This window comes from Thioclava sp. JE_KL1, assembly GCF_009296265.1.
Lineage (GTDB): Bacteria > Pseudomonadota > Alphaproteobacteria > Rhodobacterales > Rhodobacteraceae > Thioclava.
On the sequence record NZ_WBJS01000005.1, the window covers coordinates 67,292 to 80,679 of the forward strand.

The following is a 13,388-nucleotide window of genomic DNA, read 5'->3' on the forward strand; positions in this document are numbered from 1 at the left end:
TTTTCCGTCAAACCTGATCCGCAGATCAGATCGATTCGTTGATCCAGCTTTGCAGCGCCGCTTTCGGGGCTGCGCCGATCTTGTTCGAGACGACCTCGCCATCCTTGAACAGGAACAGGGCGGGGATGCCGCGCACGCCCAGCGTCGCCGGGCTGTCGGGGTTCTCGTCGACGTTCACTTTCACGACCTTGATCTTGCCCGACATTTCCTGGGCAATCTCCTCGAGCGACGGGCCGATCATGCGGCAGGGGCCGCACCATTCAGCCCAGAAATCCACCACGACGGGAACGTCGGACTTGCGCACTTCTTCGTCGAAAGTGGCGTCGGTAACAGCAACGGTAGCCATGTCAGCCTCCTGAATATTGGGTCGGCAAGGAAGGTAAGTTCCGCCCCCGTCGGCGTCAAGATACAGTGGGCGTGCGCAAGCTCCCGTCTAGCTGTGCATCTGCGAGCGGCATGATCGTTCCGTCCTGTGTCCATAGGATCGCGCAGGTGATGGCGCGTCCGGGGTGAATTTGGCGCAATGCCGCGCGATAGGCGGCCATCTGTCGCACGATCCCTTCGGGCACCTGATCGGGCGACGCGGGGACAATGCGGTTGGATTTGTAATCTAGGATGTGAACGCCTTCGGCATCGATCCGCAGACGGTCGATGAAGCCGTGAATTCGCTGGCCGCCGAATTCCTCCAGCGCAGCGGTGATCTCGACCTCCGCCAGACAATCCGGGCCCAGCCAGGCCGCCATGCCCGGCGCTTCGAGAACGCGGATCGCTTCGGCCAAAACAGGCTCTATTTCACCCGGAAGCAGCGCATCCTCGCCCTCGGACAGCAGCAGTTCGGCAAGGTCTTCCCACTGGTCGCGCGGCCGTTCCGGCAGATGTTCGAGAAGCCGGTGGAGATTACGCCCGTGACGCAGCGCCTCGTCTTCGTCCATCATCTCGCCATCACCGAACAGAGCCTTCGCCCCGCCCAGATCGGAGGGCGAAAGCGGACGCGGCGGGGGGTCGATGGCCGCGGCGGGCGTAAGGCTCCACGCGGGCAGATCCAGTCGCGTGACCTCCTCTGCGGCCGCTGGCGCGAGCGCGTTTTCCGGCCATGCGCCGGTCGCGTGGCGGGGGAACGCACCCAGTTCCTGCAACGGCTTGGAAAGCCCCGTGACGTCCTCGGTTCCCGCAGCTTCGAGGCCCGATTTCATCCGGCTATACCAAGTCTCATCGCCCTCGCCGACCTCGCCGGCTGCGGCGACGATCAGCCATTTCTCGGCCCGCGTCATCGCAACGTAGAGAAGCCGCTGTGCCTCTTCCGTGCGGGCAGTCGTCTCCTTACCCGCAGCCGAAAGCTGGGCGTCCGGCGCGTCCGGCGCGGGTTGCCGCAGCCCCGCGACGCCATTGTCCAAACGCAGGATTTTAGGCGGATTAGGCTCTTTTTTCTTCGCCGTATCGGGCAGGATGACGATCGGCGCTTCCAACCCTTTCGAGCCGTGGACCGTCATCACCCGGATCGCGCGCCCTGCCCCGTCCAGCTGCCGTTTTACCTGCACGTCATCCGCATCGAGCCAGCCGAGGAACCCGGTCAGGCTGGGCACTTCATTGCGCTCGAACGCCAGCGCCTGCGAGATCAGCTCGTCGATCCCGTCCTCCGCCTCGGGGCCAAGCCGCGCCAGAAGCCGCTCGCGCCCGCCATGCCGGGTCAGCAGGCGTTCGATCAGCTCGAATGGCCGCAGGAAATCGGAATTGTCGCGCAGATCTTTCAGCATCTCCTGCGTGTCGGGCCGCATCTCGCCGCGGCGGAGCGCCTCCCAGAGATAGCCCTTCCGGGGCTGCGCGAGCTGATAGAGCTCCTGCTCGGACCAGTTCAGAAGCGGCGAGCGCAACGCCTCCGCCAGCGACAGATCGTCCTCGGGCGTCGCGAGGAAGCTCAGCAGCGAGCGGATGTCGCGCACCGCAAGCTCCGCCCCGAGCTTCAGGCGATCCGCCCCCGCAACCGCAAGGCCGATCGATTTGCAGGCGCGAATGATCTCGGAAAACAGCTCCGACCGCCGCCGCACAAGGATCAGGAAATCGCCCTCATGCACCGGGCGCGCGCCACCGGGCGCCTCGTGATCGGGGATTTGCACACCCTGCGCGATCATCGCGGAAATCTCGGCGGCGATCATGCGCGACAGCTGGGAAATCGCCGATTCCGCGCTCGTGAGATCGACCGGGCTCTCCCAATCGTCCTCGTCATCCGTCTTCACCGACTCGATCGCGGGCCACAGATCGACGCGGCCCGGCAGCGCCTCGTGGAAGGCAATATGCGAGGGCGCCCCGCCGAGGCCCTGTTCGGCCCCGCGCGCAAAAGCGAGGTCCACGGAACGCAGCACGGCGGCGGACGATCGGAAGGAATGCTCCAGTTCCAGCGGAGAGAGCGCGCGACCGATATCCGCGAATTTTCGGGCGAAATGGGCGCGCATTTCCTCGAATTGCTGAAGATCGGCCCCTTGGAAGGAATAGATCGACTGCTTGCGGTCGCCGACTACAAACAGCGTGCGCTCGCCCTTATGCGCGCCTTCGCCGGAGGTAAATTCCTCGGCGATCCGCTCGATCACCCGCCATTGCCGGGGGCTGGTGTCCTGCGCCTCGTCGACGAGAATATGGTCGATCCCGCCATCGAGGCGGAACAGCACCCATTGCGCCACCGACGGCTCATCCAGGAGCGCCGCCGCGCGGTCGATCAGATCGTCGAAATCGAGCCAGCCGCGCGCGGCCTTATAGGAGTCGAGCCGCGGCAGGAAGACCTGCGCGAAACCGTGCAACGCATGGGCGCGCTTGGCCGCGACGAAGGCGAGGCGGCGGGGACGGTTCTCGGAGACGCGCTCGGACAGATCGGACAGCGCGGCCATCGTGCCGTCGCCCAACGCCTTGGCGAGCGCCTTGGTAGCAACCTTGTCGAGCTTGGGCTGATAGGGCGGGCCGTCCTTCGGTTTCTTGACGCAAAGCACGTCTTCCAGAGCCTGCACAGCGTCCAGATCGCGGGTGCGCGCCGCCGCCAACCCTGCGCCGACGCGCTGATCGTTCTTGGAGCTTGCAAGGAACGCAGGCGCGACCTCGCGGAGCATCTTCAGATCGCCGTCGTCGAAGACCTCAGACAGCAGCGCCTCTTCGGTCATGTCCCGCGGCAGATCATAGGCTTCCAGCAGATCGGGCAAGCCCAGATCGCCTACAAAACCGACCCTATTCCTGCTTATATCGGCTGCGAGCGACGTCAGATCCTCACCGGAATAAACGCCGAGCAACGCATCGAGCCGATCGCAATCCGGGCCAGTCGCGATCTCCTCGAGAATATCCTCGCGCATCAATTCCCCTGCGCGGTCGTCCATCTCGGAAAAGCCCGGCGAGACTTTAGCCTCGAGCGGGAAGCGGCGCAGCAGCCCCGCGCAGAAGGCGTGGATGGTCTGGATCTTCAGCCCGCCCGGCGTCTCGATCGCCTTGGCGAACAGCCGCCGCGCTTTCGCCAGGTCCTCGGCAGAGAGCGCCACATCGGCACCGAGCGCCCGCAGCTTCTCGCGCAGCTTCGCCTCGTCCATCATTGCCCAGCCGCCCAAAAGCCCGAGCAGTCGGTTCTGCATCTCCGCCGCGGCGGCCTTGGTGTAGGTCAGGCACAGGATGCGCTGAGGCTCTGTTCCCGCCAAAAGCATGCGCGCGACGCGGTCGGTGAGCACCTTGGTCTTGCCCGACCCCGCATTCGCGGCGAGCCAGACCGAGCTGTCCGGTTGCGAGGCCTTATGCTGTCTGAGGCTGGCCGGATGGGTCATGACACGTCCTCCCCCTCGGCCTCATCGGTGACATCCCATTCCCCGAAGCGCGAGACCTGATCGTAATCCGTACGGGCGCGTGCCTTCTGCGGGGCGCGCCGCGCGGTGAAGCCCTGCGTCGGCTCGAAATAGCGCGCGATCAGCTTGCGGAATTTCTCCCAGCTCTCCTCGGGCGTCTCGCTGCGATCCCCGGATTTGCCCTTGATCTGCGTGGTGGCGCCGTCGCCGCCCAGCCGCACATAGGACATGCCCGCGACCTCGCGCGGCCCGATCGCCTCGAAGGCCCCGCGCCCGACCATCGCGGCCTCCAGAAGCATCTGCTTGTTGAAGGCCATCACCTCCCGCTCGGAAGGAGGCGTGCCGGTCTTGTAGTCGTAGATCCATGCGCGCCCGTCTTCGAGAATGTCGATCCGGTCGGGCTTCGCAGTCAGCGTGAAAATCGGGTTTTGCAGTGAAACAGAGCCTTTTTTCTCCACCACCATGGGCGCACCCTGCGCGCGACGCTCGGCCTCGGCCCGGCAGAAGGTCTCGGCGATCCCCCGGACCCTTGCGAGCCAGATGCGCTGCGCACTGGGCCACGGAATTTCACGGAGCATCACCTCCTCGGCGATCTCCATCAGACGTGCCTGCGCCGCCTCGATCGTGGCGGTCTCGTCATAGGTCTTCACGAAGGTTTCGACGATCTGGTGCAGCACTTGCCCACGCAGCAAGGCGTCGGGTTCGGGGCGCAGCGGATCGAGGGCGCGCAACTTCAGAATGCGCTTCGCGTAGATATCGTAGGGGTCGCGGATCAGGGTCTCGATCGCGGTGACCGGCAATTCGCGCGGGCGTACATCGACCGGCGGGCGCGGCGACGGGCGCTTGGCGGGCTCCAACGTGATCCGCGGCGTCTCGAGCGCGTCCGCCAGATCGAGCCAGCGCTTGCCGCGTCCGCGCATCTCGGCCAACGCCTCGGTGCCGCCTTGATCGGGCAGTCCGTCCACGAGGTTCAAGAGCCGGTTGAGCCAGCGCGACGGGATCGTCTGCGCCTCCGCGTCGCGTGCGCAACGCGACAGGATCACCTGCGGCCCGGCAACCGCCTGCTGGAAGTCATGCGCCGAGAGGCCGACCTGCCGTTCGGGCAGTAATAGACCCGATTCCAGCCGCATTTGACGGCTGAACCACGGGTCGGGCGCGGGGGCTTCGGGCCAACTTCCCTCGTTCAGCCCACCACAGATCACCAGCTCGGCCCCCTGCGCGCGCGCTTCCAGCGTCCCCCAGATCGCGATCAGCGGATGCGCGGCGAGCGTCTGCCGCACGAGCCCGCTTTGGAGGTGCCGATTAACCAGATCGGCGTAATCGAGCGCGCCGAGATGCCCGCCGAAGCCGGACTGACTGCGCAGGTCTTCCATCAGGCGACGCGCTTCACGGCCCGCCGCCTCGCGCCACAGCTCGCTGGTCTCGGTCGCGGCACTCGGCCCGGCGGCGACCCGTTCGGCGAGCCGGAAGTGCTGTTCCACATGATCTGTCAGCGCGGCCGCCGGCGGAGCCGCGAAGTCCGCGAGAACATCGCAAAGCCACTGCGCCCAGGATTCCCGTGAATCAGGATCTTTTTCAGCCCATTTCGTAAGACTCTCGCGTTCCGGGAACGCGGGCCCATAGCGGCGCAGGCGCAGTTCCAGCTCGCGCGTGTTGCGCAGGTGCGGCCCGCGCTCTTCCTCGCCGGTCGCGGTCAGCGGATGCTTCAGCAGCGCGATCAGATCGGCAATGCCGACCGGACGCGCGCGCATCGCCGCGATCTGCCGCAGGAACCGGCCCGGCGCAGTCTGCTGCAGCGGCTGGCCCGCACTGTCGTCCGGCACGATCCCCCACCGGTCGAGCGCCGCCGACACGCGGCGCGCCAGAAGGCGATCGGGCGTGATCAGAGCCGAACTGACGCCCCGCTCGACCGCGTCGCGCAGCGCGAGCGCGATCGACAGCGCCTCATGGCGCGGATCGCGCGCTTCGATCAGCGACAGCCCCTGACAGGCCGGAACGAGCGGCCCCAGCCCAGCGCCTTCGCGCCGCCATTGATCGGTAACCGGCGCCGGTCGCAGCGCGAGCGAAACGAGACGGTTGCGGCCCGGGTCCGGCGCGGTGATTTGGTCCCAATCTACGACGTCCTCCGCCGAAAGCCCGAGCTTGTCGAGCAAACTGCGATAGCGGAACTGCGGGTGGTCTTCGAGCGGAAATGGGCCGGAATAGAGACTATCCCACGCCGCCTGCGTCATGTCGCGGTCAAACCCGGGAAGAACGATCGAACCGTTTTCCAACCGCGCGACCGCCTGCATGAAGAGCGAGGTCGCCCCATGCGAACCGGTCGAGCCCGCGACGATCACCGGATCGGCGGGCGGGCTTTCGCGCCAACGTTCGATCACCGCTTCCACGACCATCCGCTGGCGGCTCTCGCGGTCCAGCTCGGCGTCGTTGTCGAAATAACGCGCGATAATGCGGATGAAGCGTAGGCTCTCTTGCCAATGGCGGGCGTGGGTCTCGGTTAGCTCCAGCTGGTCGAGATCGTCGATATGGACGCCCTCGCTCTGCATCTCGGCGAGGAGGGAATACAGGCTCTCGGCCAGCGCAAACTGGCTCGCACCCGCCTCGAATTCGGGCATCGCGCGGGTGAGTTGCTCCACGAACTGGGCCAGTTCGAGCTTGCGGCGCAGCGGGGGCACGGGCAGCGGAAGGCCCGCGAGCGGGTCGGCCCCGAGATCGCTCACCAGCAGGAGCCGCGGCAGATAGAGCGCGCCGCTTTCGAGAAAGACCTCCCGCACGCGGCGACGCATCCGCCCGGAGTTGAGATAGAGCGTGACCCGGGCCAGCGCTTCGGGCGGCTGGTCGGCAAAGCGCGCGCGCAGGCCAGAAACCAAGGCGCGGGGAAAATCGACGCCCGGCGGGAGGGCGTAGACGGAGGCGATGTCCTCACTCATCGAGCATCGCCTCGGCCAGCGAAATGGATTCGGGTCGCCCGACGTCGCACCACCCCCCGTCATGCACGAGGCCGAAGACACGCCCCGCCGCGATCATCTCATCCCACAGGATGTTCAGCGAGAAGCTCCGCTCGAAAATAGAGCCTATTCCAGCAGGATTCAGCATTTGCGCACCGGTATAGACAAAACCCGGCCCGCGGGTCAGGCGGCCGGTCTCGTCCATCGTGAAATCGCCCGCGCCCGCATGTCCGCGTGCATTTTCGGGCCGCACCAGCATCAGAAGCGCCGACATATCCTCGGGCCGCCACGCTTCACGCAGCCGGGCCACGGGGTTCGCGCCGCGCCAGACGGCATCGGTGTTGAGCGTCATCACGGGCCCCTCACCCAGCAGCGGCAGCGCCTTGCGCAGCCCGCCGCCGGTTTCCAGAATTTCGTCGCGCTCATCCGAGATCGCGACGTCCTGCCCGGCAAGATGCGCGACCACCTGATCGGCGAGGTAATGCACATTGGCCACCAGCCGCCGCGCCCCGCCCGCCCGGGCAAGGTCAAGCGCGTGGTCGATCAAAGGACGCCCTGCGACCTCGATCATCGGTTTGGGCCGGGTCTGCGTCAGCGCGCCCATGCGCGTGCCGAAACCGGCGGCGAAGAGCATCAAGGCGTCGGGCTGGTCGGGCATTTTCGTCTCAAATCAGCAATCAAATTCGGGTCGGGAGCAGGATAGGCGGCGTGGAACAGCTCTGCCAGATCGGCAAGCGCGGGATCAGCGAGGTTACGCGAGATATAGGCGTAAACGCGGGGCATATACTCAAGATATTGCGGCTTTCCGTCTCGAATGGTCAGCCGTGCGAAGATACCGAGGATCCGCAGCGCGCGTTGCAGGCCAAGCAGACCGTAGGCGAGGCGGAACGTGGTCGGGTCGGCCTTGGTCAGCACGCAGTAATGGGCGATCTCGGCTGTCTCGACCTCCGGGCTCACGTCCCGGCGCGCATCCTGCAGCGCGGAAACCAGATCATAAGCGGGATGGGCGCGCAGCGCGTCCTGATAGTCGAGAAGCCCGAGGCGGCGCAGGCCCGGGCGATCCAGCAGAATGATGTTCTCCGCATGGAAATCGCGCAGGCAGAGAGCCGGCCTCCACGCGGGAAGAGTGTCGAATTTATCGGCAATCGCCTGTTGGAGCGCATCTGCGGCGGCGCGATCCGTGCAGGGGTAGAACTCCGGCACCAAATCCAGAAGATCGGCGAGCGCGAGGCCATCCAGCAGCGACAGATCTTCGGGCGGCGCATGGCGGGGAAGATCGGCGAGAAATTCGGTGATCAGGGCATAAATCGCAGGCTCGTCTTCGGGCGTCGCGTCGAGGTGACGAGCCGCGAGCGCATCGCCGAAATCTTCTAGCAACAGCAGGCCCGCCGCATCGTCGCGCGCGAGTACCTTCGGCGTGGAAAAACCGGCCTCGGCGAGCCAATCGCCGATGCGGGTGAAGCGGGCGATCTCGGCCCCGTCGGGCGCTTTCATCAGCACGGCGCGATCTGCGCTGCGGGTCAGGCGTTCGTAGCTGCGGGCCGAGGCATCTCCGGCGAGCGGGCGGCGGCTGGCGTCGTGCCATCCGGCGGCGGTGAGGAAGCTTTGAACCTCGGCTTCATCAACCATTCCACGCCTCCAGAACCTGCCGCGAAAGAGGCGTATTCGTCTCGAAACAGACCCTTCGCGCCGCGCCTTCTTCGGTTTGCTCGAAACGCAGACGCAGCGCTCCTTTCGGCGCGGCGGACCCGAGCCGGTCGGGCCACTCGATCAGGCAAATCGCAGAGTCGAAGGCCGCATCCAGCCCGAGCTCGAGAACCTCGTCGGGATCGGTGAGCCGATAGAGATCGGCATGCCAGATTTCGCAATCGGCCTCGTAGGTCTGGACCAGCGTGAAGGTCGGCGAGGGCACATGCTCTGCCACGCCGAGCCGCGTCTGGATCAGGGCGCGCGCGAAATGGGTCTTTCCGGCGCCGATCTGACCGTCGAGGAGCAGCACATCGCCCGGCCCGGCGAATTCGGCAAAGAGCGCGCCAAGCCGCTCCGTCGCCTCGGGATCGGGGAGATCGAGGCAGGGCATTTCGGTGGAAACGGGGGCGTGCGTCGGCGCGGGCATGGCTCGGTTCTAGCGCGCCGATCGCCCCTTTGCCAAGCGGCTAGCCTTGCTGCGCGACGGTGGTGCCCGTCTGACGTGGCGGCGACGTGTCGGACGCCGTATCGGTGCTGAATCGCAGGAGGAACGCTCCCCCCGAAAGCGTCTCGAGCTGGCAGGTCACATGCCGCCCGTCGAGCAGGATGATCTCTTCGGTCAGGTTCTCGCGCGCGCCGATTTCCCGGGCGAGATTTTGCAGCCACGACCAGAAGGCGCTGGGTTCGGCGCGCGCCTGCCATTGCTTCACCGCGTCGAGCAGGGTCACCCGGCCCAGCGTCGCCTCCGGCTCGACCCCCCAGAGCGCGCCATAGGCGGCATTCGCCATCGCCAATTCGCCCGAGGGGCGGAACACCGCGATCGCGTCGCCGACCCGGTCGAACACCTCCTGCGCCATCTCGATTTCACCACGAAACTGGCGGGTTAGAGACGTTTCCGACGAAATATCCTCGAACAGGAACGCCACCGCGCCGTCGGGATGCGGGCGTCCAGTGACGCGATAGGTCTGCCCGCCCGGCAGGTTCCAGGTTTCGGCGTGAAACCCGGAGGCAGCGGCCTGCTCCAGCTCTGTCATTTCCTGCCGCCAGCTTCGGTAATCCTTCGGCTCGGGCATCATCTTGGTTTCGCGCAGCCTGTCGAGAAAGGCGTAGAGCGTCGGGCGCGTGGCGAGGAATTCCGGCCCGAGCTGCAGAAGGTCGCTCAGCGCGGGATTGAACAGGCGCAGCTGCCTGTCCCGGTCGAAAATCGCGAGCCCGATCGGCAGGTCGGCGAAGGTCTTGGTCAGCGTTTGGACGAAATCGCGCAACGCCTTCTCGGCCCGCACAGCGGCGTCGGCGGGGAGGGCGAAATGCAGCGTGCCGCGTTCGAGAACGACGGAGTGACAGTCGAACCATGTCGCGGCATCGGTGTCGCTCCGTGCGGCGGGGCCAATCTCCAGACGATGCGGCCCGCCCCCGTCGAATGCGTCGGGCGGCAGCGTGAACAGGCTCGGCAGCGGCCACCCAAACCCCTCTTCCCCCGCATCGAAAGCCCCTGCGCGCGCGAGATAGGCTCTGTTTGCCCATGTCAGCTCACCCCCCTTCTCGGTCCGCCAGATCAAAACCGGCGACCGGTCAAGCGTCGTGCGCATCATCTCCAATTCGTCTTCCATTGCCCGGAAAGAGAGACTGTCGATGCGCTGGCCCTGCCCCTCCCCTTCGGGATCGACGAGGGTGATCCGCGCCAGACCGTTGAAATTCTCGACGGTGAGGCGGAGCCGGGGCTTGTCGGTGGCACTCGCAACCTCGGTCATCTCAAGCCGTCCGAGATCGGCGAGCTGGCCGATGCGGGACTGAAATTCGGGAAAGCGCGGCGCGGCGAACGCGGTGAAGCGCGTCCAATCGCTCGCCCCGATGGGCATCGATTCCAGCAAGCGCCGCGCGGGGGGCGTTGCATCCACAAGCGCCTCGTCATCGAACAGGAAGGCCACCTCTTCGATGTCCTCTCGCGCGGCGGGGGTCAGCCTGCGCCCCGGCGCGCGGCCCACGGCGAGCCATGTCAGCAGCAACGCGACCAAGGCCGCGCCCACCGAGGTAAGCGCGATCATCGTCGCCTCAAGCCATGCAGTCGTCATGTCTTTCGGCCTCTCAAACCTGTCCCCAGGCCGAGGGTGCGAAAGATTCGTTAACTCAGCGTTAACTTCGCTCGGGGGGCGGCAAGAGAGGTGAAGGCGATCAGACCGCGATCGGCTGGTTCAAACCAAGCCCCGCATCGTCCCGCGCCAGAAGGCGCGACGCAGGCCAGACAACCTCCACGACCGCACCGGAGCGCGCGGGCGTCGCGGCGCCGGGCGCGAAGGGCGCGTCGCCATTCGAGAAGGTGAGCCGCCCGCCCGTGCGCTCGATCAGGGTCTTCGCGATGAAAACGCCAAGCCCCATCCCCTCATAGCCTTTGCGCTCCGCCGCATTCGCACGCGGCTGCAGGAAGGGATCGCCGATCCGGTTGAGCACGCTCGTCGGATAGCCTTTGCCGTCGTCGCTGATCCGCACGGTGATCTCTTCGTCGTCCCATTCCGCTTCGACCCAGACCGTGGAGTGCGCGAAATCGACGGCGTTCTGGATGAAATTGCGCAGCGCGTGGATCAATTCGGGATAGCGGTAGATCGTCGGCTGACGCTCCAGCCCCTCGACGATGGGATGGGCATCGAAGTGAATTTCGATCCCGCGCTCCATATGCGGGTCCGCCGCTTCGCGCAGAACGGCGACGATGGGCGCGGTCCGCATATGCAGGTCGTCTTTCCCGACCCGGCCCATCGAATGGAGGATGTCGCGGCACCGATTGGCCTGCTCGCGGATCAAGAGCGCATCGTCGCGCAGGTCGGGGCTGTCTTCGAGCTCGTCGGCCAGCTCCGAACTCACCAGCTTGATCGTCGCAAGCGGCGTGCCCAGCTCATGCGCCGCCGCCGCGACGACCCCGCCCAGATCGGTCAGCTTCTGCTCGCGCGTCAGGGCCAGCTGGGTCGCGCGCAACGCGTCGCCCATGGAGCGCACTTCGCTCGCGACCTTATGCGCATAGGCACCCAAGAAAGCGACGCCGATGATGATCGACAGCCAATAGCCGAATTCGAACACGTCGGGCACCGCGATCACCTCGCCGGTCTTGCTGACCAGCGGCAGATAGACCACCGCGACGATCGAGATCATCACCATCGTCGCAAGCCCAAGCAGGATCGTCGCAGACCGCTCCAGCGCGGTGGCCGCTATCGTGACCGGCACGAGAATGAGCAGCGCGAAGGGGTTGTTCATCCCACCCGTGATCGACAGCAGCAGCGCGAGCTGCGCCATGTCGAACATCAGCGTCGCCGCCGCCTCGGGCTGGGTCAGGCGCTTGGTGTCGGGAAACAGGAAAATCGCCACGAGATTGGCGGCAATCGCCGCCGCGACCGTGGCAAGGCACAGCGCCAGATCCAGCGCGATATCATAGACGAAATAGGCGACGAAGATTGCGCCGAGCTGACCGACAATCGCGGTCCAGCGCAGGAAGATCAGCGTCCGGAGGCGCACCCAGTCGTGGTGAATCTCGGCCGGGCCGGGTTGGGCCTCGAGGCGTTGAGTCATGTCGTCTCCCGCGTCCAAAGCGCACATCGCCGGAATTGGCGGCATGAAAGCATTGATAATCGGCGCCCGCCGCGCGATCAATGCAGCCGTGAGAGGAGTGACAATATGAACCGTATTGCGAAAATTTCCGCTGCCGCCGCGACCGCGATCGTGGTTATCGGCCTCGGGGTGACCTGGTTCGCCGCGACCCGCAGCAATGACGACGATATTTTCGCGCAGTGCCGGCAAAGCGTCGTCGCAGGCGGCGCAGGCGAAATCGGTGGTCCATTCACTCTGACCGATGAGAACGGCAAGGAAGTGACAAATACGGATGTCATCACCGAGCCGAGCATTCTCTATTTCGGCTATACTTATTGCCCGGATGTCTGCCCGCTCGACAGTGCGCGCAATGCCGAGGCCGTAAGCCTTCTCGAAAAGCGCGGCTATTCGGTGACGCCGGTCTTCATTTCGGTCGATTCCGCGCGCGATACGCCCGAGCTGCTGAAGGAATTCACCGATCTCATGCATCCGAAAATGATCGGGCTGACCGGCACGCCGGAGCAGATCAAGAAGGTCTCGCAGGAATACCGCACCTATTTCAAAGTGCAGGACCCGGGCGATCCCTACACGCTGATTGATCACTCGACCCAAAGCTATCTCGTCTTCCCGGACACCGGCTTCGCGGAATACTACAACCGCGACACCACGCCCGAGCAGATGGCCGACAGCGTCTCCTGTTTCGTCGACGCATGGAAAAAGGCCAATCCCGACGGCGCAGCCGGAAATTGACCGAGCAGGCGCAACAGCTTAAAACAAATCCAAGCGTCAAACTCGGCGAGAGGGAGTTACGATAATGGCTGAAGACATCAGCGCCGATATCGGGTCGGACAAATCGCTTCTGATCGTCGATGATGATCTCCCGTTTCTCACGCGGCTGGCCCGCGCGATGGAGAAACGCGGCTTCGAGACCCAGACCGCCGAAACGGTCGCTGCAGGGCGCGCCATCGTGCAATCGAACCCGCCCGCCTATGCGGTGATCGATCTGCGGCTCGAGGATGGCAACGGGCTCGACGTGGTCGAGGCGCTGCGCGAAAAGCGTGCGGACGCGCGGATCGTTGTGCTGACCGGATATGGGGCCATCGCGACCGCCGTGGCCGCCGTAAAAATGGGCGCGACCGATTATATCGCGAAACCCGCCGATGCCACCGACGTCACAAATGCGCTATTGGCGAAAGGCGAGGTTGCCCCGCCGCCGCCGGAAAACCCGATGAGCGCGGATCGCGTGCGCTGGGAACATATTCAACGGGTGTACGAACTTTGCGACCGGAATGTTTCGGAAACCGCGCGCCGCCTGAATATGCACCGCCGGACCCTTCAGCGGATTTTGGCTAAGAGAAGCCCTCGCTGA

General features: G+C 65.4%; 10 protein-coding genes. 2 read left to right on the plus strand and 8 right to left on the minus strand.

Annotated elements, in window-relative coordinates; all coding sequences use genetic code 11:
• Positions 1-25: 25 nt before the first annotated feature.
• From trxA to regB, 8 genes are all read right to left on the minus strand, one after another.
• Positions 26-346 (minus strand): thioredoxin, encoded by a 321-nt coding sequence (gene trxA / locus F8R15_RS10315; protein ID WP_078522726.1) that lies wholly within the window; start codon positions 344-346, stop codon positions 26-28.
• Between the two features lie 55 nt (positions 347-401).
• A complete protein-coding gene (gene addA, locus F8R15_RS10320) occupies positions 402-3,791 on the minus strand; it encodes a double-strand break repair helicase AddA (protein WP_152844523.1) in 3,390 nt (1,129 codons plus the stop codon).
• Entirely contained in the window at positions 3,788-6,739 is a 2,952-nt protein-coding gene (gene addB, locus F8R15_RS10325; RefSeq protein WP_152844524.1) for a double-strand break repair protein AddB, read from the minus strand. Before addB ends, addA begins: the two co-directional genes overlap by 4 nt.
• Positions 6,732-7,415 carry a nucleotidyltransferase family protein gene (locus tag F8R15_RS10330; protein WP_083079406.1) on the minus strand — a complete coding sequence of 228 codons (684 nt, stop codon included), beginning with the start codon at positions 7,413-7,415 and terminating at the stop codon, positions 6,732-6,734. Before F8R15_RS10330 ends, addB begins: the two co-directional genes overlap by 8 nt.
• Entirely contained in the window at positions 7,391-8,386 is a 996-nt protein-coding gene (locus F8R15_RS10335; protein WP_152844525.1) for an aminoglycoside phosphotransferase family protein, read from the minus strand. Before F8R15_RS10335 ends, F8R15_RS10330 begins: the two co-directional genes overlap by 25 nt.
• A complete protein-coding gene (gene tsaE, locus F8R15_RS10340) occupies positions 8,379-8,873 on the minus strand; it encodes a tRNA (adenosine(37)-N6)-threonylcarbamoyltransferase complex ATPase subunit type 1 TsaE (RefSeq protein ID WP_152844526.1) in 495 nt (164 codons plus the stop codon). The genes F8R15_RS10335 and tsaE overlap by 8 nt, the downstream gene beginning before the upstream one ends.
• Positions 8,874-8,913: 40 nt before the next feature.
• Positions 8,914-10,518: a PAS-domain containing protein gene (locus F8R15_RS10345; protein WP_152844527.1), complete on the minus strand. Its 1,605-nt coding sequence runs from the start codon at positions 10,516-10,518 to the stop codon at positions 8,914-8,916.
• Positions 10,519-10,618: 100 nt separating this feature from the next.
• Entirely contained in the window at positions 10,619-12,001 is a 1,383-nt protein-coding gene (regB, locus tag F8R15_RS10350; RefSeq protein WP_152844528.1) for a sensor histidine kinase RegB, read from the minus strand.
• A 105-nt stretch (positions 12,002-12,106) separates the two neighbouring features.
• Here regB and F8R15_RS10355 point away from each other — a divergent pair, with 105 nt between their 5' ends.
• Complete coding sequence (locus F8R15_RS10355) at positions 12,107-12,769, plus strand: SCO family protein (RefSeq protein ID WP_078522718.1); 663 nt, start codon at positions 12,107-12,109, stop codon at positions 12,767-12,769.
• Positions 12,770-12,833: 64 nt separating this feature from the next.
• Positions 12,834-13,388, plus strand: a complete 555-nt coding sequence (locus F8R15_RS10360; RefSeq protein WP_078522717.1) for an ActR/PrrA/RegA family redox response regulator transcription factor — start codon at positions 12,834-12,836, stop codon at positions 13,386-13,388.

What these genes read in the sequence shown, in the direction of transcription:
- trxA (WP_078522726.1), bottom strand. Translation starts at nt 346, where the DNA reads ATGGCTACCGTTGCTGTTACCGACGCCACTTTCGACGAAGAAGTGCGC.
- addA (WP_152844523.1), bottom strand. Translation starts at nt 3,791, where the DNA reads ATGACCCATCCGGCCAGCCTCAGACAGCATAAGGCCTCGCAACCGGAC.
- addB (WP_152844524.1), bottom strand. Translation starts at nt 6,739, where the DNA reads ATGAGTGAGGACATCGCCTCCGTCTACGCCCTCCCGCCGGGCGTCGAT.
- F8R15_RS10330 (WP_083079406.1), bottom strand. Translation starts at nt 7,415, where the DNA reads ATGCCCGACCAGCCCGACGCCTTGATGCTCTTCGCCGCCGGTTTCGGC.
- F8R15_RS10335 (WP_152844525.1), bottom strand. Translation starts at nt 8,386, where the DNA reads ATGGTTGATGAAGCCGAGGTTCAAAGCTTCCTCACCGCCGCCGGATGG.
- tsaE (WP_152844526.1), bottom strand. Translation starts at nt 8,873, where the DNA reads ATGCCCGCGCCGACGCACGCCCCCGTTTCCACCGAAATGCCCTGCCTC.
- F8R15_RS10345 (WP_152844527.1), bottom strand. Translation starts at nt 10,518, where the DNA reads ATGACGACTGCATGGCTTGAGGCGACGATGATCGCGCTTACCTCGGTG.
- regB (WP_152844528.1), bottom strand. Translation starts at nt 12,001, where the DNA reads ATGACTCAACGCCTCGAGGCCCAACCCGGCCCGGCCGAGATTCACCAC.
- F8R15_RS10355 (WP_078522718.1), top strand. Translation starts at nt 12,107, where the DNA reads ATGAACCGTATTGCGAAAATTTCCGCTGCCGCCGCGACCGCGATCGTG.
- F8R15_RS10360 (WP_078522717.1), top strand. Translation starts at nt 12,834, where the DNA reads ATGGCTGAAGACATCAGCGCCGATATCGGGTCGGACAAATCGCTTCTG.